13 protein-coding genes and 2 other RNA genes are annotated in these 19,135 nt (G+C 64.0%); 5 read left to right on the forward strand and 10 right to left on the reverse strand.

The genetic code is table 11. The features are described from left to right. Window positions 1–5 precede the first annotated feature (5 nt). Window positions 6–461 (reverse strand): hypothetical protein, encoded by a 456-nt coding sequence (locus ABQU90_RS10130; RefSeq protein ID WP_323522232.1) that lies wholly within the window; start codon window positions 459–461, stop codon window positions 6–8. Between the two features lie 213 nt (window positions 462–674). Next, window positions 675–887, reverse strand: coding sequence for a rubredoxin (locus ABQU90_RS10135; protein ID WP_372365861.1), 213 nt, complete (start codon window positions 885–887; stop codon window positions 675–677). 51 nt (window positions 888–938) lie between these two features. Between ABQU90_RS10135 and thiE the strand changes: the two genes are divergently transcribed. Together thiE and ABQU90_RS10145 are read left to right on the forward strand one after the other, a co-directional pair. After that, complete coding sequence (gene thiE / locus ABQU90_RS10140; RefSeq protein ID WP_323522231.1) at window positions 939–1,562, forward strand: thiamine phosphate synthase; 624 nt, start codon at window positions 939–941, stop codon at window positions 1,560–1,562. A gap of 1,042 nt (window positions 1,563–2,604) precedes the next feature. Next, a non-coding RNA gene (locus ABQU90_RS10145) (sX9 sRNA) lies at window positions 2,605–2,679 on the forward strand. Window positions 2,680–2,683: 4 nt separating this feature from the next. Here ABQU90_RS10145 and ABQU90_RS10150 read toward each other — a convergent pair. Then, window positions 2,684–5,860: an outer membrane beta-barrel protein gene (locus ABQU90_RS10150; RefSeq protein WP_323522230.1), complete on the reverse strand. Its 3,177-nt coding sequence runs from the start codon at window positions 5,858–5,860 to the stop codon at window positions 2,684–2,686. Window positions 5,861–6,165: 305 nt separating this feature from the next. Here ABQU90_RS10150 and hemL point away from each other — a divergent pair, with 305 nt between their 5' ends. Together hemL and ABQU90_RS10160 are read left to right on the forward strand one after the other, a co-directional pair. Further along, on the forward strand, window positions 6,166–7,455 hold the full coding sequence (gene hemL, locus ABQU90_RS10155) for a glutamate-1-semialdehyde 2,1-aminomutase (protein WP_323522229.1): 1,290 nt from the start codon (window positions 6,166–6,168) through the stop codon (window positions 7,453–7,455). Between the two features lie 642 nt (window positions 7,456–8,097). Next, complete coding sequence (locus tag ABQU90_RS10160; RefSeq protein WP_323522228.1) at window positions 8,098–10,866, forward strand: winged helix-turn-helix domain-containing protein; 2,769 nt, start codon at window positions 8,098–8,100, stop codon at window positions 10,864–10,866. A 152-nt stretch (window positions 10,867–11,018) separates the two neighbouring features. Here the strand turns inward: ABQU90_RS10160 and azu are convergent, their stop codons facing one another. The 7 genes from azu to ABQU90_RS10195 all read right to left on the reverse strand — a co-directional run bounded on the left by azu (window position 11,019) and on the right by ABQU90_RS10195 (window position 17,962). After that, window positions 11,019–11,468: an azurin gene (azu, locus tag ABQU90_RS10165; protein WP_055848532.1), complete on the reverse strand. Its 450-nt coding sequence runs from the start codon at window positions 11,466–11,468 to the stop codon at window positions 11,019–11,021. A 160-nt stretch (window positions 11,469–11,628) separates the two neighbouring features. Continuing rightward, a non-coding RNA gene (locus ABQU90_RS10170) (sX9 sRNA) lies at window positions 11,629–11,705 on the reverse strand. Between the two features lie 130 nt (window positions 11,706–11,835). Beyond that, entirely contained in the window at window positions 11,836–13,038 is a 1,203-nt protein-coding gene (locus ABQU90_RS10175; RefSeq protein ID WP_323522227.1) for a pyridoxal phosphate-dependent aminotransferase, read from the reverse strand. 30 nt (window positions 13,039–13,068) lie between these two features. Further along, on the reverse strand, window positions 13,069–13,572 hold the full coding sequence (locus ABQU90_RS10180) for a RidA family protein (protein WP_323522226.1): 504 nt from the start codon (window positions 13,570–13,572) through the stop codon (window positions 13,069–13,071). Window positions 13,573–13,594: 22 nt separating this feature from the next. After that, complete coding sequence (locus ABQU90_RS10185; protein WP_323522225.1) at window positions 13,595–14,020, reverse strand: c-type cytochrome; 426 nt, start codon at window positions 14,018–14,020, stop codon at window positions 13,595–13,597. Then, complete coding sequence (locus ABQU90_RS10190; protein WP_323522224.1) at window positions 14,017–15,624, reverse strand: NAD(P)/FAD-dependent oxidoreductase; 1,608 nt, start codon at window positions 15,622–15,624, stop codon at window positions 14,017–14,019. The genes ABQU90_RS10185 and ABQU90_RS10190 overlap by 4 nt, the downstream gene beginning before the upstream one ends. A 55-nt stretch (window positions 15,625–15,679) precedes the next feature. Continuing rightward, window positions 15,680–17,962 (reverse strand): TonB-dependent receptor, encoded by a 2,283-nt coding sequence (locus tag ABQU90_RS10195; RefSeq protein WP_323522389.1) that lies wholly within the window; start codon window positions 17,960–17,962, stop codon window positions 15,680–15,682. Window positions 17,963–18,353: 391 nt separating this feature from the next. Here ABQU90_RS10195 and ABQU90_RS10200 point away from each other — a divergent pair, with 391 nt between their 5' ends. Further along, entirely contained in the window at window positions 18,354–18,971 is a 618-nt protein-coding gene (locus ABQU90_RS10200; RefSeq protein ID WP_115555112.1) for an HAD-IA family hydrolase, read from the forward strand. Window positions 18,972–19,135 lie beyond the last annotated feature (164 nt).

Raw genomic sequence — 19,135 nt, forward strand, 5'->3', positions numbered from 1 at the left:
ATCCACTAGTGGGGCTTGCCTTGAGCCGACCGTGGCAGCTGATACGCGGTTATATACTCGCCGTTCGCGCCATATATAACGATATTATTATAATTGGCATCACTGTAAACCATGTGCGCATGGCAAGGACAGTTTGCCTGGGCTGTCAGCGTTCCATTCGATTGCAGAGTGGCGTCTTGCGCACTCGTTGCTATGGGCAGTCGGGATGCTGCGCCTGGCACAAGCGATAGCACCGCCAGCACATCGTCATTCAGCGCGTTGATCTGAAGAAATTTAAGCCCAGCCTTTTCGAAAACATAGGCTTTGAAGCGCGGTGACAGGCTCAGATTCGCCTTACCCGCCGGCAACCGCTCACCCAAGCCCTGAATCAGGGACGGTTGGTCGGCCGTGGACGCACTCGCCCCGAATGGAGCTGCAAGGGCCAAGGCCAAGAACACCGTACGCGGCGATATCTTCAACATAAAAATCCTTTTTAGTATTGAAGCGATTTCGGAACCTTGCCCAGCACAGGTACCAGCCGAAAAGCAACGGAGGTTATTGCAGCGACTGCTGGCTACCCAGCAAGGCTACTCTTGTGAAATTCAGATTTCCAATTCCGCACAGCTCTTATCCAGCGAGATCATTCCATTAGTCTCCAAAGATAAGATCAATAAGATTTATCTGTCAGCGTCTCTTCAATCGATCTCCACCATCTCGAAGTCGTCCTTGGTCACGCCGCAGTCCGGGCAGGTCCAGGTGTCGGGCACGTCTTGCCAGGCCGTGCCGGGGGCGATGCCTTCTTCGGGGATGCCGTCGGCCTCGTGATAGAGAAATCCGCAGACGACGCACATCCAGGTGCGGTAGGTGGTGGTGGATGTGTCGCTCATTGGATAATCGCGGTCACGCAACGGTGGGACCTGCATTGTCCCATCCCACCTATCGCTTTCGGAAGCGCTGCCATGCCCCAGCTGCAAGACGCCCGCGGCGTCTACCTGATCACCCCCGATGACGCCGATACGCCGCGCCTGCTTGCGCGTACAGCGCCGCTGTTATCGGGCATCACCTGGCTGCAGTACCGCAACAAGCAGGCGGACGCGGCACTACGGCTGCAGCAGGCCAGCGCCCTGCGCGAGGCCTGCGCCGCCCACGGCGTGCCGCTGGTCATCAACGACGATGCGCAGCTGGCAGCGCAGGTCGGCGCGCACGGCGTGCACCTGGGCGAAGACGATGGCGATGTGGCGGCGGCACGCGCGCTGCTAGGGCCGCAGGCGATCATCGGGGTGTCGTGTTACGACGAGATCGATCACGCGCACGTCGCGGCTGCCGCAGGCGCCAGCTACGTGGCGTTCGGCGCGTTTTTCCCCACCACTACCAAACAAACGACCCGTCGCGCCACGCCCGCGCTGCTGCAACAGGCGGCCAACCTCGGCTTGCCGCGGGTGGCCATCGGCGGGATCGCGCCACCGCAGGTCGGTGAGCTGGTCGCTGCAGGCGCCGAGTTGATTGCCGTGGTCAGCGGCATCTATGCCGCACCAGACCCAGTTGCTGCATTGCAGGCGTATCGAGCCGGGTTTGCGCAATAGCGTCGCTGGCAGATGACAGCGTTACGGGCGGCCCGCGCCACTCCAGATAGAAGAACGTCTGGAATACGCGTGCGACCGCGCTTGCGAAGCGTCGCTTTGTCTGGATGCGATCGAATGTCGGTGTAATACCGCAGGATCGAGGACACGGTGCCCTCGCCGCTTGCGGGACACGCCGTGAACCCATCCCTGGGGCTCCTTGGCGAGATCCATGCCGCCAAGGGTCACGCAAGCAGCGAGGACACCGCGCAAGGACGATGGTCGGTGCCTGGATGGGAAGCTGATTGCAGCATGTCGCGCCGGCTGCCCCCTGTGGGTCACATCGTCATCGCATTCAACAGACGCTGGCGCAGAGAGGCCTGAAGCTGGCACCCATCGCATACGCATAGCAACGCAGTGCACCGCTCGCACCACGCACACCGACCCTCTCGACAGGTCCTTGCCCGCCCGCCCTCGCGGGACCTTTGGCGGCATGGATGCCGCCAAAGAGCCTACAGGGACGTACTTGCGGCGTGTCCCGCGAGGGCGGGCGGGCAAGGACCCTGCAGACAAGCCGCAGATGTATCTGCTCTACCATTGATCTCTCTGCGCAACCAAACCACGCGCTATCAAGACAATCGCAAGTCGCATCGTGCGTCGTTCAGATGCAATCCATCGCCGAATCAACAATGCAGCGAGTCGAGCGCGCGGCGCCTCGCCGCTTACCGGACACGCAGTGCTCCATCCGTGAAGCCCCCGTAGCCGCATCCGTACCACCACAGAGTTCCGCGAGCGTCGAGGACAGCGTCGAAGACACCGCACCGTGGAGTTGATCGGTGACTGGTTGGAAAGCCAATTGTTGTGCAGACCGTGTCGAGCTGCTGCGGCGAGTCGCTAGTCAACCCGGAAGATCGAACCCACTGAACACACTATCGCCCCAACGAAAAACAGCGACGCGTACAAAACGCGTCGCTGCCAGAACACAGTTCTTCGAAGCTATCGCTACGAGCCGCTAACAACACTACTGCGTTGCTACCAGGCGTGTGCAGCCGGTACTCGGAGCGGTATGTACTGCGCGTACACCCGCTTCTGAGTGCGCCGTCCACACCCGCCTGGCAACTGCTCGCTAGGTTTTCTAGCAGCGCTTAGAAGTCGTAGCTCAACGTCACCCGGCCCGAGCGCGGCGCCTGGTAAGCCACCACCTGGTTCCACAGCGGGTTGGTGGTGTTGTCGGGCAATTGCGAGAACGGGTAGATGTTGGTTGCAGTCTGCTCGTTGGTGATGTTGAACACATCGAAGCGTAGCGCCAGCTTGCCGTCTGCAAACGCCGGCTTGTAGGTCACGCCCATGTCGAGCTGGGCGATCCAGCCCAGGCGGCCCTGCGAACCGGGGGGCGAAGCACTGCCGGTGCCGGTTTCCGGGTTGTAGCAGTAGTGGTACGGCCCGCCAGTGATCGCACTGCCGCCGTAGCCGGCCGGATCGCGGCCGCTGTACTCGGTGCCGTAGTAGTTGCCCAGGCAGTTATGCGGCGCCCCGGAGATCAGGCTGAAGTTGGCCGAAGCGCCCCACTGCGGATTGAACTGGTAGAAGCCGAACAACTTGAGCTGATGACGGTGGTCGTTGGATTGATCGCCGTTGAAGTGCTCCATCAACGCCGCATGGTCCCAGCTCTGCGTGGTCGACACCGAGGCCTGGCCCTGGTAGCTGCCCAACGCTCCGCCGGTGCGCCACAGGTCCGAACGCACCTGGCCTTCGGTGGTGCCGTAGCTATGCGACCAGACATAGTTGACCTTGGCGTACCACTGGCCGTCGAACGGACGCTCCAGATTGAATTCCACCGCCGAATAGTTGCGCTTGAACTTCGGGAAGCCCGCCGCCTCGCGGCTCACCGATACTTCGTGGAACTGGCCGTCGGTGCCGATCACGCCCCAGGTATTGGTCTGGCCAGGATTGATCAGCGATGCACCGGCAACTTGCGAGAAGTCGATGGTGACGCCTTGCGCCGCCGCCGCGTTGATCAGCGCCGTGTTGGAGACGTCGTAATTCTGGTCGTCGATGCCGGCATTGAGACGACGATGCGTGCCGCGCACGCCCAGCACCCAGCCACTTTCGAGTTGCTTGGTAAAGCCGAGAATGACCTCGTCCTGATTCTCGCCTTCGATATCCTTGGCCACCGCGGTGCGCACATCGGCAATGCGGCCGAAACGCGAGTTGGCCGAGACCGCAGAGCCCAATTGCTGTGCCAACACCGGCGTGCCATCGGCATTGATGCCGCTGTAGGTGAAGTAGGTGTCGGTAGTGGTGGCCGGGGTGAACAGGCTCACCGCCGACAGCGGCAGACCGAGGTAGTAACGGCCGAGGTTACCGAACACCTTCAGGCTGGAATCGCCGTTGACGTCCCAGCTGAAGCCAAACCGCGGCGCCCAGGCATTGTCCACTTCGATATAGGGATCGCCGAACGGGGTGTAGTTGGTGAATTCATCCTTGCGCAGGCCGATGCTCAACAGCAGGTTGTCAGTGACCTGCCACTTGTCTTCGATGTAGTAAGCGCGTTGCTTGGCCTCGTACGAGTACAGGCTGGTGTTGATGTTGCGCACCGCGTAATAGCCGCTGGAGCCGTTGACCGGATCGACCAGGCCGGGGCTTGGTGCGCCGATGCCGCCGGCTTCGTTGGCCGACTGGCTGACCAATCCGCCGGTCGCCAGTCCGTTGGGATCGTTGGTCTGGCCGTAGGTCCACGCAAAGCCGGGGCCGGACAGCACCGAGCCGACATCGATGCCTTCGGACTTCTGGTTGTCGATACCGAAGTTGAGCGTGTGGTGGCCGAGACGCCATTCCAGATTCAGGCGCTGATTGTCTTTTTTGTACTCGCGGTCGGGCGAACTGACCGAGGTCACCAGCTGATTGCCGATGCGCGGGGTGCCGCCGGTATACGCCGGATTCTGCAGTGCGGCGCTGTTGATGACAGGGCCACCAGCCGCGTCGTAGTTGAACGGGGTCAGTTCGTCGGGCGTTGTCATCTTGCCGTACAGCGCGGTCACGGTGAGGTTGTCGCCGAGGTAGCCGGTGTACTTGCCGGTGAACAGCGTGGGGCCGGTTTTCCAGGTGGATTCGTCGGTGAAATAGCTGCCGCGCTGGCGGTCGACATAGTTGTAGCGATAGATCGAGCCGTTGGTCTCTGCCTTGTCGCTGGCACCGGTCACCTCGATCAGGTGGTTGTCGGTGATGTTCCAGTCCACCTTGGCGTACCAGCGCTTTTGCTTGTAATCGTAGTCGGTCAGGCCGCCGGTGCGGCCGTTGTCGGTGTCGCGATTGGTGCCCACGCGCACGCCGTCCGAATCCACCTGCTCGGCGGCCAGGAAGAAGAACAATTTGTCCTGGATGATCGGCCCGCCGACGTAGGCGCTGTAGGTGGTCTGGTTGGCTTCGGCCTCGCTGGCCGGCTGGTACAGGCCGTTGGCTGCTCGCGCGTAGCGGTAAGCGGCGTTGTTGACGGTGCTGCCCTGGCTGTCCGGGCGCCAGTAGATATCGCGCTGATTGGCGCGCAAGCCGTTCGGCTCCCAGATGACCGCTGCGCCGAACTTCCATTCGTTGGTGCCGCGCTTGCCGATCTGGTTTATCACGCCACCATTGGCGCGACCGTATTGCGCGCCATAGCCGCCGGTAAAGATTTCCTGCTGGTCGATGGCGCCGTACGGCAGGGTCAGACCACCCAGGTTGTTGCTGATGGTGGTGGTGTTGAAGCCGTTGAGGTAATACGCGTTTTCGCTGGCGGCCGAGCCGCCGAAGCTGGGCAACGAACCACCGAGCGGGCCGTTGTCGAAGCCACCGCTGTTGACCACCACGCCCGGCGCCAGCAGCGCGATCGCTTCGGCGGTGCGGCCCAGCGGTAGTTGCTGCAGCTGTTCGGCGGTGATCACGGTGCGCGTGTCCACGCTGCTGACGTCGATGGTGGTCAGGCCGGCGGCGGTAACGGTGACGCTGTCCATGGTCTGCACGCCGCTCCCCGCGGCGGCAGCGAACGAGACATCGGTGTTGGCGCCGACGGTGATGCTGACGTTCTCGCGGGTTTCCACCACCGCGCCATCGCGCTTGACCGTCACCTTGTAGGTGCCCAGCGGCAGGTTGCCGGCGGTGTAGCGGCCGCGCGCATCCACCGGCACTTCGCGACTGAGGCCGCTGTTGTTTTCCACCACCACGCTGGTGCCATTGCCCTGCCCCACGCTGCCGACGATGCTGCCGGTGGTCGACTGCGCGTGTGCACTGCCGATGGCCACAACCAGCGCCAACGCCAAAGCACGCTTCTGGATACTACGGTTCATGCGTTCTCCCCAAGATGGAAACTGCCGGCAACGCGGCTAAATGAACGGGGCCAACGGCCACCGCAATCACACTTTCTGAACATCGGCAGCGGGGCGCCAATGACCGCACGCCATCAGCTCATACCCAAACTGTCGATACCGTCGCGTTCGATCATAGGCAGCCAAGTTCCCCTACCCGGCGGCTCCGACGGGTAGGCGGGCCTCTGCCGGGTAGGCGCGCGAGGCCGCAGGCCTGACAATGGCGGACGCGATGCCCGTTGCCGGGCGTCGACGCCCCCATCGGTATTCCTCAAGGATCTGCGCGCATGAATCACACCCGCTCCCACGCCCTGTTCGCCAAGGCGCAGACCCTGTTGCCCGGGGGCGTCAATTCACCCGTGCGGGCGTTCAAGTCGGTCGGCGGCGAGCCGTTCTTCGTGGCGCGCGCCGATGGTCCGTATCTGTATGACGTCGACGACAACCGCTACATCGATTACGTGGGCTCGTGGGGCCCGATGATCGCCGGCCACAACCACCCCGCCGTGCGCGACGCGGTGGAACGGGCGATCCGTGATGGGCTGTCGTTCGGTGCGCCGTGCGCGGCCGAGGTCACCATGGCCGAAACCATCACCCGGCTGGTGCCGTCGTGCGAGATGGTGCGCATGGTCAACTCCGGCACCGAAGCCACGTTGTCGGCGGTGCGGCTGGCGCGCGGCGCCACCGGGCGCAATCGCATCATCAAGTTCGAAGGCTGCTATCACGGCCACGGCGACTCGTTCCTGGTCAAGGCCGGCAGCGGCATGCTGACCTTGGGCGTGCCCACCTCGCCAGGCGTGCCGGCGGGCTTGAGCGAGCTGACCGCCACGCTCAGTTTCAACGACTTCGAAGGCGCCACCGCGCTGTTCGACGAGATCGGCGCCGACGTGGCGGCAGTGATCATCGAACCGGTGGTGGGCAACGCCAACTGCATTCCGCCGCTGGCCGGCTACCTGCAGCATCTGCGCACGCTGTGCACGCGTCATGGCGCGCTGCTGATCTTCGACGAAGTGATGACCGGCTTCCGCGTCGCACTGGGGGGCGCGCAGGCGCTGTACGGGGTGACGCCGGACCTGACCACCTTCGGCAAGATCATCGGCGGCGGCATGCCGGTGGGCGCGTATGGCGGCCGTCGCGACCTGATGGAGCAGATCGCGCCCTCCGGGCCGATCTATCAGGCCGGCACCTTGTCGGGCAATCCGGTGGCGATGGCGGCGGGCCTGGCGATGCTGGAGCTGGTGCAGGAGCCTGGCTTCCACGCTCGTCTGAGCGAGGCCACCAGCGCGCTGTGCGAAGGCCTGGAAGATGCCGCCCACGCCGCCGGAATCGCAGTCACCACCAATCAGGTCGGCGGCATGTTCGGGCTGTTCTTCACCGACGAAATCGTGGACAGCTACGCGCAGGCCATTGCGTGCGACACCACCAGCTTCAATCGCTTCTTCCACGCGATGCTGCAGCGGGGCGTGTATCTGGCGCCGTCTGCGTATGAAGCGGGCTTCATGTCCAGCGCGCACGATGCGGCGGTGATCGACGCCACGCTTGCGGCGGCACGCGAGGCGTTTGCGGACGTGGCGCGCTAAGCGCGCCTGCGCCGACACGCGTGGCCAGCATGATCGCCGGCCGTGGCCAGCCCACGCCGGCGATCGACCAGGGCATCGACGCCGCACGGGCAGTTGCAAGCGTTGAGGCGCCGCTGCAGGCCCGGCAATGCGCCTGCGCGGCTAGCGATGCATCTGCACGCGGTGCGCCTGTACTGCCCGTTCGCTGCAGCCGCTTTACGCGAACGTGCCTGGTTGCCTAATGGCACCGGAGGCAACTGACAAGGCTCCGCAGCGCCCGCGCAGCGATGCGAATCGCAGTGACCGGCCTGCGCTCGCGGAGCCGCCGACGCACGCTGGCTGCGATGAATAGGCGCTGCCACTCTCCCGCCCCTCCGCACGGAACAGCCCAGCGGGGCGAGCAGTGCTTGACCCGGCGCACAGCCTGCATGGTTGCCTGCGACGGCGACCGCAGTTAGCCCCAGCACACTTTGCTTTTGTCTTACGGCTGTCATACCTTTCTGAAAGGTGCTCACGGACGGGCATGGGTGGGGACCCTCGAAGCAGCCGATCTGTCGTTGTCGCCGTTGTGGCGACAGGCTGGCCGTCGCCGCTGTTTCACTCTGGTTGTGCAGCGTGTCGAGCCGGCGCGCTGCTGACGCTTGTCAGGGCCGCCCTCGCCTCATGTTCAAGCCTGTTGCGTTGCTCACCCCGCGCCCGTCGCCATCGCGCGACCATGCGCTTCCCGATTGGCTGCTTGCCAGCAAGCTGGAACCGCCATTGCCGCGCCCGGGTGCGGTGGTGCGCGCGGTCTTGCTGACGGCACTGGATCAGGCGCAGCTGCGGCCACTCACACTGCTGCTGGCCCCGCCGGGGTTCGGCAAGACCACCTTGCTTGCGCAATGGCATGCGCGCAGACGTGCGCACGACGATGCGGTGGCGTGGCTGTCGCTGGATGAAGAAGATGCCGATGCGGCACGTTTTCTCGGCCACCTTGCGCTGGCGCTGCAGGGCGCGGGTGCAGATCCGGCGCTGTGTGCCGGCGTGATGCATAACCGCGACCAGGACCCGCGCGATGCGGCCACCGTGTTGATCCGCGCGGTGCGCAGCGCACCGAGAAGGATAAGCGTGATCCTCGACGACTACGACCGGCTTGGGAATGGCCCGGTCGATGAGCTGGTGTTGCGACTGGTCGAACACAGTGGCGGGCGCCTGCATCTGTTGCTCGCCACGCGTCGCGTGCCGGCGTTGCCGCTGGCGCGGCTGGATCTGCAGGCGCACCTCAGTCGCATCGGTAGCGCGCAACTGGCACTGGACAACGACGAAGCGCGCGCACTGCTGGGACCGCATATCCCGGCACCGGTGGTCGACGAGCTGTTGCGCTACACCGAAGGCTGGCCGGTCGCCTTGCATCTGGCGCGACTGTGGCTGGAAGGCAATGCGCAACGTCAGCAGGAAGTCGCCGCACGTTTTTCCGGGCGCAGCACGCAGATTGCCGCGTATCTGGCCGAACAGGTCGTCAACGATCTCGATGCCGACACGCGCGATCTGCTGTTGCGCACCAGCCTGCTCGATCGCGTCAACGCCGCTCTCGCCGATGCGGTGCGCCAACGCGACGACAGCGGCCGGCTGTTGGCGCGGCTGGACCATTTTCATGGCCTGCTGGTGCCGCTGGATGGCGAGCGCGAATGGTTCCGCTATCACCCGTTGTTTGCCGACTTCCTGCAGCAATTACTCGATCGCGACCATCCCGGTCACGCCGTGCAACTACATCAGCGCGCGGCGCGCTGGTTCGGCGAGCACCAGCATCTGGCCGACGCCGTGCGCCATGCCGCACGTGGCGAGTGCGGCGACCTGGCCGCCAGTTACATCGCGCGCGCCGGCACCTGGCAATTACTGCTGACCCACGGCATGCATGAAGTGCGCGCGTTGCTGCGCCATTTCGAGCACCGCAGCATCCGCGACACGCCTGCACTGAATCTCACCCAGGCGTATCTGCACATGAAACTGGGCGAGTTCAGTCATGCGCGCCTGTTGCTGGAACGCTTCCGCGATTTCCCGGCCGCTGTGCGCGAGCCGCTGCAGCGCGACTACACCGTGGTGGTGGCATTGCTGCGCGACCGCCTGGACGAGATCTGCGGCAATCCGCATGGCCTGACCCAGATTGCCGCGCAGGCGAGCGCATTGGACGAAGACGATCATCTGGGCCGCGGCACCTTGCTGTGCATCTGTGCCACGACCGCGCTGGCACAGGGCGGGTTTGCCGTGGCCGAGCGCTATGCCCTGGCCGCGCGCGATGCGATGCACCGCGGCGGCAGCGATCTGGGCGCCAGTCAGGCGTTGCTCTCGCTCGGCCAGAGCTTTTTCTACCGCGGGCGGCTCGGCGACGCCGAAGCCTGTTATCGGCAAGCGCTGAGCTGGTGCGCACGCACGCCGCAACTGGACCGCGTGCTGGAAGCGGCCGGCAGCTGTCTGCTCGCGCAAGTGCACTACGAGCGCGGCCACCACGACGATGCCGCCGACCTGCTGCATCCGGCATTGGAACTGCTGGAGCAGCACGATGGCGGCGTGGACGTGCTGGCGGCCGCGTACGACACCGCGCTGGGTCTGGAACGCGTGCGTGATCACAGCGGGCGCAGTGCGCTGGTGCTGCTTGAGCATGTCGAACAGATCGCGCATGGGCGCAAGCTGGCGCGACTGTCCGAGCTGGCGTCGGCATGGCGCTTGATGTTGCTGCTGGAGCATCCCGGCAATGCCGCCATCGATGTCGTAATCGCGCGCACTGGCGGCGAGTCCGGGCTGGCGCATACCCTGCGCTCGGCGCATCGCTGGCGCGATCGTGCGGCGATGGGCTTTGCGTTGGCACGTTGGCATCGCCTGGCCGGGCGTAGCCATGCGGCGCTGACCATTCTCGGCCAGATCGAGCAGGCCTGTCTGAGCAGCGATAACGCCTGCCATCTCGCGCGCACCCGCGCCCGCATCGCACTGGTGCTGCAGCAGCGCGGCGAACTGCTCGCTGCCCTGCCGCATTTGTACAGTGCGCTGGACCACGTGGCGCTGACGCAGAGCTGGCAAGCGATCATGGAGCTTGGGTTGCCGGCAAAAGCGATGTTGCGCTCGCTGCGCCAACACGACCCGCAAACGGTTGGCGGCACCACGCGTGCATTGACCATCCAGGCGCTGCTCGAACGCCTCAGTGGTGATGACGATCCCGCCAGCGATGTATTCAGCGAACGCGAACTGGAAGTGCTGGCGCAACTGGCGCGCGGTTATTCCAACAAGCAGATCGCCCGCCACCTGCATTTGTCGGAAAACACGGTCAAATTCCATCTCAAGAATCTGTATCGCAAACTCGACGCACGCAGCCGCGAGAGTGCGTTGGCGCAGGCGCTGCAGCGCGGAGTGTTGCGCGGCAAGGACACGCAGCAGACATCGGATACGCCGCCGCGCTGAGCGGCGTGCACATCATCATGCATCGCGGATGCGCACGCCTGTGATCGTGAAGACACTTGCGCATGCGTGGCGATGCGGTGGCTGTCGCCTGATCGATGCGTCTGCGTCAACGCGGCGAAGGGCGCTGGAGACAGGCTCCAAGCGCCCCACCATCACCCAAACTTCAACGTGCCTTTCATCATCGCCCAGTGCCCGGGGAACGAGCAAAAGAACGTATAGGCGCCGCCCTTAGTGAGTTTGCTGGTTGCAAAGCTGACCGTGGTGCTTTCGCCGCCACCGACCACCTTGGTATGCGCGATCACACGCGCATCGGCCTTGGGCAGATAGCTGTCGGCAATGGTCGAGCGCATGCCGTCATTGGCAACCGCCTGGAAATCGGCGGACTTGGTCAGCACCCAGTTGTGCCCCATCACCGTGGCGGCCATCTTGCCGGCGTGCTTGAGCGTCACGTCCACTTGGGTGCAATCGGGTGCAATCGTGATGGCGCTTTGATCGAACTTCATCTGGTCGTTGCCGGTGATGGTCACCGCGCAGGTCCGCGCCCAGGCCGAGGGCGCCATCGCTATCAGGCCAAGCACAGCAATCGTCGAAAACAGCTTCAAAGGCAGTCCTCCTGCAATAAGAAAGCGCGGTGTGTGCAAGCGACCGACGCTCGCGCCTGCGCCAGTGCGGTCAGAGTAGCGCCTTGCCGTTGCCAATGCAGTGCTGCGCCGCCGCACAATCCAATGTGCGCGGCGATCGAGATGCGCCGACGCTAAGAGCGGCTAACAAAACGTAGCGAGCAGTCGTCAGGTGGGTATGGACGGTTCGCTCAGAACCGGAGTGTACGCGTGGTACATGCCCGATCCCGAGCACCGGCCGCGCCCGCCTGGCGGCTGCACAGTCGTTTTACTAGCTGCTCTAAATATCCAGCGCATCAGGCGAGAACCACACCGGCAGGATCACTGCGCGGCAGTCGCGCAGACGACGCTACGCATAGCGGAAGAAGTCCCGCATTGGGTCGTGCACATCGGCTGTGGCCTGCGGCAGCGGCAGCGGGCCGCGCTTGCCGGCCATCACCTGCACGAACGCCTGCTTGAAGCGCGCCATCTCCGCCTCGGTCCCCACGGTAATCCGCGACCAGGTGGGCCACACCGGCCAACTGCGGCCGATGAACACGCCGAAGGTCGCCATGTCGTCCTTGAAACCTGCTGCCGGCCGCTTCACATCGACCATGAAGCAGTTGCTCTCCGACGCCGTACACGCATAGCCCTGCTGACTGAGGAAATCGATGACGTCCTGCCGCGTGGCTGCAGTGCGTGCACGGCGCTGTGGCACCAGATCGGGATCGCGCAAGCTGGCCAGACCCGCGGCGGCCGCCGTCACCGGCAGGCTGTTGACGCTGTAGAACATCAGCTTGGCAAGCAGCTCCGGGCGCGCGGCCGCGTACCCCAGCCGGATGCCGGCCATGCCGTAGAGCTTGGAGAAGGTGCGCAACACCACCACGTCCTCGCCGGCAGCCACCATGTCCACCACGCTGCGGGTGCTGCGCGCGAAGTGGATATAGGCCTCATCCACCACCAGCACGCTGCCCTTGGGCTTGTGCGCCAATGCGTAGTCCAGATCCTTGCGTGCGGTGACCGAGCCGGTGGGATTGTTGGGGTTGCAGATGTAGATCACGCCGGCATTGGCGTCGGCGGCGCACATCGCCTGCACGTCGTGCGAAAAATCCTTGCGCAATGGCACCTTGATCAACGTGGCGCCATTGCGCGTGGCAGCGCGCCACCCCGATTCGTATGTCGGGTCGGCAGTGACCAGCGCGGCACTGGGCGAGGTGAAGGCCAGCATCGTGTAATCCAGCGGCTCGGTGGAGCCGGCGTAGGCCATCAGATGGTTCACCGGCAACTTGAGCTCGGCCGCCAGCGTGGTCATCAGCTCCATCTGGACCTCGCGCAGATAGCGTCCGCCCTGCGGTGCAATCTGCGCAATGGCCCTGACCGCTGCTGCAGACGGGCCATCCGGGAACTCGTTGGAGCCGATCATCACCGGCGACAGCATGCTGGCGGTGATTGGCACAACGGCAGCGGTGCGTTCGGCGGCGCTGGCAAACAGCGGCAATGCACCGGTCCCGGCGGCGCCGGCAAACAGGGCGGAATCACGCAGAAATCTGCGGCGCGACAGCGGGGTATTCATGGTGACCTCCTGCAGGGCGGTGAGGTGAACTCAAGGACGCACGGCGACCACTTCGATCTCCACCCGATACAGCGGATTGCCCAGCGCAGCGATCTGGAAGGCCGAGCGTGCCGGCAGATTGGGCTGTTCCTTGGTGCCGAAGAACTGGCGGTAGCCTTCCATGAATCCGTTGAAATCCATCTTGCCGCCCATCGCCGGGTCGCCCACCAGAAACACCTGCATCTTCACCACATCGCCCATGCCCAGGCCGAGCGATTTGAGCTGGTCCTGGATCTGCTTCAAGACGCTCACCGTCTGCGCCTTGGTGTCGCCGTAGGCGGCCGCAGAATCCTTCGGCACGCTGGTATCCACCACTGCCGGCACCTTGCCGCTGACATACACGGTGGCCTTGCCGGCGGGAACTTCCACCGCCGCGGCAATGGGGAAATCGCTGTTGGGAATCTTGTGGCGGATCACCTCGGCAGCAGTTGCAGGGCTGAGGCCTGCAGATAACACGACGGTGGCAACGAGGGCATTGACGGCGGGACGGAACATGGCAACTCCTTGGAAGAGAGAATCAGTGGCGCAGCAGCTTGACGTCGTCGGCGGTGACACGCTCGGCATGGTCATTGCCGAAATGGGTGCGCACATAGCTCACCACTTCGGCCACCTGACGATCTGTGAGCATGTCGCCAAATCCCGGCATGCCGGCGTTGCCGTCGAGCACCATCATGGTGACGTAGGGCGCAGCCGCCAGCTTGGGATTTCCCGCAAGCGCCGGGTATTCACCGGCGCCTTGCGCACCGCGGCCGGCCGGCATGTGGCAGCCCTGGCAGACCGCGCGGTAGACATGCTCGCCGGAGGCGGTGGCGAACCCCTTTTGTGGATACAGCGCGGTGGCGTCGGAACTTTGCGCCTGCGCATCGCGCAGACCGGGCGGAAACAGCGCAGCGCCGATGACCAGCGCAACGGCCCCAGCACACACACGTGGCAACAGACTCATGCGCGACCTCCGCCGGCAATGACCTTGCGATGCAGGCGGCCGACGACATCGTGTGCCGACAGGATCGCGCCCTCCTGCCAGGCCGGGATATAGGACACATGCTCGCCCGCCAGCGCCAGGCGGCCATCGATCTGGCAGAGCGGCTCGTAATGTTCGGCACGCGCCTGCTCGCTCCACATGCCGAAGCAGCCATGCGTGAACGGCACGCGGTGCCAACCGACCGCAATGCCGTTTTCGAATTCGCGCGGATATTGCGGGTGCAATTGCGTGCCGTATTCGACGGCCTTGCGCACCCGCTGCTCGGGACTCATCGAAGTGAATTGATAGGCATCCAGCCCCCACACGTAGGCACCGAGCAGCACCCCCTTGCCGGCGCTGTGATAACCGGTGCTGGGATAGCTGATCAAGGTGATCGGCAGATCGGTGTAGCTGATGCCGCCGTAGATGGCCTCGTCCTCTTCCCAGAAACGTCGTTTGAATTGCAGGCCCACCTTGACCGACGCGGCATACGGCACCTTGCCGATCGCGGTGGTCATCGCGTCGCTGGCGGTGGTGGGAATCCGGCTGAGCACCGACAACGGAATCGTGCAGATGCACCAGTCCGCACTGTCCACGCGTTCTTCGCCGCCGCGGGTAGCGTCCTGCCAGGACACGCGCACGCCGCTGCCGTCCTGATCGATCTTGGTGACCTTGGCGTTGTAGGTGATGGCATCGCCGAGCTGGCGCGCGAACGCCTTGCCGATCTGGTCCATGCCGCCCACCGGCTGAAACATGGTGGTCTGCATTTCGTAGTTGTTGCCGGCCGCCAGCGTGGTCCATAGCCGCGAACGCAGCACGTCCTGCACGCTGAAGGGGGCTGAAAATTCCGGTTTGCCCGACAAGCCGCCACCGGGGTAGCGCGCAAAGCCACGCCGCTCGCTGCTGTCCTTGCCTTTGACGTAGCCGAAGTTGCGATCGAGCGCGCCCCAGCTGCGTAGCGATTCCAGCAGCACTTCCTGATCTTCGCGGCTGACTGCCGTATCCAGTGCGTGCTGCTGTGTGCACTTGGCCAGCAACTCGGAGACATGGCCCTTGTAATCGGCATCGATCGCGCGGAACCGCTGCGGTTTGCCATTGAAGCCTTTCTGGCTATGCAGTAGCGCGTTGTAGTTGACCTGGTTGAACGCTTCCAACGCCACACCGAACTGCTTGCAGTAACTCAACACCGCCTTGTGGTGATGCGGAATGCGCCACGGCCCCGGATTGAGATACAACCCTTCGTCGAACTGACAATGCTGGGTTGCACCGCCGAGTTCGGTGTAACGATCGCCACCACGCAACGTCCAGTTACGGCCACCGGGGCGGCCGTTGTATTCCAGCACCTGCACGCGGTAGCCGGCCTTGCGCAGTTCGAAGGCCGCGGTCATCCCGGCCAGGCCCGCGCCCAGAATCAGTACCGATGCGCCCTTCGGGTCGCCATCCAGCTGCATTGGCCCCGTAAAGCGCGATTCGGCCGCCATGCCCAGGCTGCTCATCGCCTGATACATCATCGCGCCGCCAGCGGTCATGCCGATGCGCGCCAGCAATTGCCGCCGCGTCATCGCCCCAGTGTGATTGCCTTGCATCAACGCACATCCCCTGCATGTCATGGACAGTCGCGCGGCCGGCCGCGTCGATCACTCAGAATCGGTAAGACAGGCTTGCGAACAGCTGGCGTGGTGCGATCAGCTGGTATGAGCCAGAGCTTTCGTTGGGAAAGACCGCGCCGATCGCATCGTCTTTGTCGAACAGGTTGTAGGCCGACAATTGCAAGCGGCCACCGGCAAGAAACCCGGCATCGCCGCCTTGATACCCAACGCTGCCATTGACGATGAAGGTGGCATCCACCTGGTCGGTATTGAGCGTGTCGCCGTAGCGCTTGCCGGTGTATTTGGTATCGAGGTTGGCGAAGAAGTGCTCGCCTTCCCAACCGCCGTTGACGCTGAACATCAGCTTGGGCGCATCGGGTACGTCATTGCCTTCCACCTGCACCAGCGCGCCGCTGACCGGGCCGAAGTAGTTGTCCTGGAACTCGGAGGTGTTCCAGGTCAGCGATGCACCCAGCCGCCAGCCCGGCGCCGGCTTCCACATGCCGGACAGTTCCGCACCATAGGTCTGCACGTCGCCGACGTTGGCGTACACGGTGGGCGCCACCACCAGCGGGTCCGGGTCGGTCAGCGCGATGATGCGGTTGGAATAATCGATCTTGTAGGCGGCCAGATAACCACTCCACTGCGTGGATTCGGCACGGATGCCGATATCGATGTTGGTGGATTCTTCCGGCGCGATATCCGGATTGAATGCACCGGAGGTCAGCGCCAGCCGCGGCGCGGAACTGAAGTTTTCCGCGTAGTTGGCAAACACCTGCACGCCATCGGCCAGCTGGAAGCTTGCACCGACCTGCGGCTGAAACCAGTCGCTGTTCTTGATGGTCACCGCGCGACGCACACCGACGTTGAAGTCATCCAGATTGGCGATCCCGTTATAGTCGCGTTTGACATCCAGCCCCTTGGCACCGAATTCCATCGTCAACCGATCATCCAGCAGACGCAGCGTGTCCTTGACGTAGAGCTGCTTCACCTCGGTGGAGAAGTGGTTGTCGTAATAGATGACGATGGGCAGAGCGTTCTTGAGCAAGGCGCCGGTGGCCGGGTCCAGGTTGTACAGCGGGCGCACCTGATCGAAGTCGTAACTCTCGTACCACGCGCCCACTTCCAGCTTGTTGTGCTCGGTCTCCCACGCCACGGCCGTGGTCAAACCGTAGCGATCGCCGCCCATGATTTCTTCGCGCCGCGTCATCGCACCGACGCGAGTGACATTGCCAGTGGCATCGACAATCTGCGGGTCGTTGATGGCGATATCGGTGCGCCCGGGGGTGCCGGCAATCGCATCGTTGTACAACCCGGTGGCAGTACTCGGCGGCGTACCGCCGACGCCGTAGCCGTGCTTGTTTTCGTAGTAGCCGGTGAAAGTGACGCCGATGGCGTCGTTGAACATGAAATCGCCGTGCAGGCTGAGCAGCGAATCGCGGCGGCCGTTCTGCCATTCGCTGTAATGCTCGGCATCCACTTCCGGATTGCCGGTGATGCGTTCGTGCAGATCCCACGACACCGAACCGTCGGAGTTGTACGACTGCACGTCGTAATCCTTGCGGTTGTTGTAGATCCAGCCCAACGTCAGGCTGCCGGCATCCCAGGCCTGACGCACCTTGGCTTCGAAGTGATCGCTCTTCTGCGTAGCCGGTTCCATGTCCCACACACCGCCCTGCGTGCGCGATGCGGAGAGGTAGGCACTCGGCCCGCCGTCCCACCACTCCGGCGTATCCAGACGCACAAAACTGCGTACCAGATCGTCCGAGCCGATGGTCTGGGTGAGATTGCCGCTCCAGCTATCGCCGCCCTTGGGTGGCAGACTGGTGTAGCGGATCGCACCACCGAGTGCGTGATAGGAGGGCTGGGTGACATCGCCCGAGCCGGCGGACACCGTGACATCGAGCAGGTTTTCGCTGGAAACGTAGCGCGTGATCGGCCCGCCTTCGCGGGTGTCGAAGGTTTCGATCGGAATGCCGTCCAGTGTCACGCCGATCTGGTTGGCGGAAAATCCGCGAATGGTCATCGAGTCGCCGAACTCGTACAGCCCGAACGGGTCGGTGGTCTGCACGTTGACGCCGGGCAGGCTGGCCAGCAGCTGTTGCGGTGCCACGCCCGGTACCTGGGCCTGGATCTCGTCCATCGAAATGGAGGCGGTGGTGCGCGTGGAGCCGGTGCCGACCACGCTGACCGCATCCAGAGTGCGTGCGTCCTGCGCCAGTGCCGGCAGGCTGTGCGCGCCGGACATCAGCAGGGTCATCGAGGCGAGCGTGTGGCGACGCGTGGCGGCGGTGAGAATGGCGGCCATCGCGGTCGCCAACTGATCGGTGTTCAAGCGCTTAGGCATGCAATCGACCCCTGGAAAGTGCTGCGTGCTGAGTGACCGGACCCGCTCCCCAAGACCGGCTGATACCGCACATGCGGCATGGATCGACCATACCCAGCGAGGTTGCGCCGCAGACGCGGTGCGGAGGGTAGGGTCTGCGCGTGCGGGTAGGTTCTTACCGAGCTAGAACGTTTGAATCCATAGCGCAGATGCTCAGGTTGGCGTGCCCGTGGACGCGCAGGGCTTTCGCGATAAGGCGTGCGCGACCGCCGTACGCGGGTGTGAGACCTCGCGCGCCACGCGCCTAACCGTTCGCGCGTATCCGGGCATAGGAGATCCCGCATGCTTGCGATGCGGCGGCAGATCGACAACGCTGCGTGCCCACCTCATGAGCACGCCCATGCCGTCTGTACGCCCGTCCTTGCTGCTGCTGGATTTCGATGGCGTGTTGGCCAGCTATTCGCGTCCGCGCCGGCTGGCCGCATTGGCAACTGCAGCTGCATGTCCGCCGCAGCGCGTGCAGCAGGTCCTGTTCGAACAGGGACTGGAGCGTGCCTACGATACCGGTGAGCTCGACACGCAGGCCTATCTGACGCAATTGAGCGACGGGCTGGGACATCCGATCAACCGTGCCACCTGGATCGCGGCACGCGTTGCAGCGTGCCGCGCAGATCCCGCGGTGGTAGCGCAGGTGCTGGCGGTGTCGGCGACGACCGCGGTGGCGGTGCTCACCAACAACGGCCCGTTGATGGCGGAAGCGATCGCGCAACTCGTGCCGTCGCTGTTTCCGTTATTGCAGGGCCGCGTACTGTGCAGCGGTGCGCTAGGCGGCAGAAAACCGCAGCTGCAGGTGTATCAGCGCGCGCTTGCGCAGCTGGGTGCGGAACCGGCTCGCACCTTGTTCGTCGATGACCTATTCGTCAACGTCCGCGGCGCCCGCGCCGCCGGATTGCATGCCGATACCGTGCGCGATGCCCGTGCATTGCGACGTGTGTTGAAGCGGTATGGGTTGGGGTGAAATTGGGAATACGGTCAATCGTGCACAAATACGCAACCAGACCAGTCGCAGTAAAACCCAACTGCACCAACTAGCCCCTCTCCCGTCGGGAGAGGGGTTGGGGTGAGGGTACGGTGTTGCGATACAGGGCCGTCACCTAGACCCCGCCTTACACAATCCACAAA

The sequence above is a fragment of the Xanthomonas sp. WHRI 10207 genome (assembly GCF_040202975.1).
GTDB lineage: Bacteria > Pseudomonadota > Gammaproteobacteria > Xanthomonadales > Xanthomonadaceae > Xanthomonas.

What these genes read in the sequence shown, in the direction of transcription:
- ABQU90_RS10130 (WP_323522232.1), bottom strand. Translation starts at nt 461, where the DNA reads ATGTTGAAGATATCGCCGCGTACGGTGTTCTTGGCCTTGGCCCTTGCA.
- thiE (WP_323522231.1), top strand. Translation starts at nt 939, where the DNA reads ATGCCCCAGCTGCAAGACGCCCGCGGCGTCTACCTGATCACCCCCGAT.
- ABQU90_RS10150 (WP_323522230.1), bottom strand. Translation starts at nt 5,860, where the DNA reads ATGAACCGTAGTATCCAGAAGCGTGCTTTGGCGTTGGCGCTGGTTGTG.
- hemL (WP_323522229.1), top strand. Translation starts at nt 6,166, where the DNA reads ATGAATCACACCCGCTCCCACGCCCTGTTCGCCAAGGCGCAGACCCTG.
- ABQU90_RS10160 (WP_323522228.1), top strand. Translation starts at nt 8,098, where the DNA reads ATGTTCAAGCCTGTTGCGTTGCTCACCCCGCGCCCGTCGCCATCGCGC.
- ABQU90_RS10175 (WP_323522227.1), bottom strand. Translation starts at nt 13,038, where the DNA reads ATGAATACCCCGCTGTCGCGCCGCAGATTTCTGCGTGATTCCGCCCTG.
- ABQU90_RS10180 (WP_323522226.1), bottom strand. Translation starts at nt 13,572, where the DNA reads ATGTTCCGTCCCGCCGTCAATGCCCTCGTTGCCACCGTCGTGTTATCT.
- ABQU90_RS10185 (WP_323522225.1), bottom strand. Translation starts at nt 14,020, where the DNA reads ATGAGTCTGTTGCCACGTGTGTGTGCTGGGGCCGTTGCGCTGGTCATC.
- ABQU90_RS10190 (WP_323522224.1), bottom strand. Translation starts at nt 15,624, where the DNA reads ATGCAAGGCAATCACACTGGGGCGATGACGCGGCGGCAATTGCTGGCG.
- ABQU90_RS10200 (WP_115555112.1), top strand. Translation starts at nt 18,354, where the DNA reads ATGCCGTCTGTACGCCCGTCCTTGCTGCTGCTGGATTTCGATGGCGTG.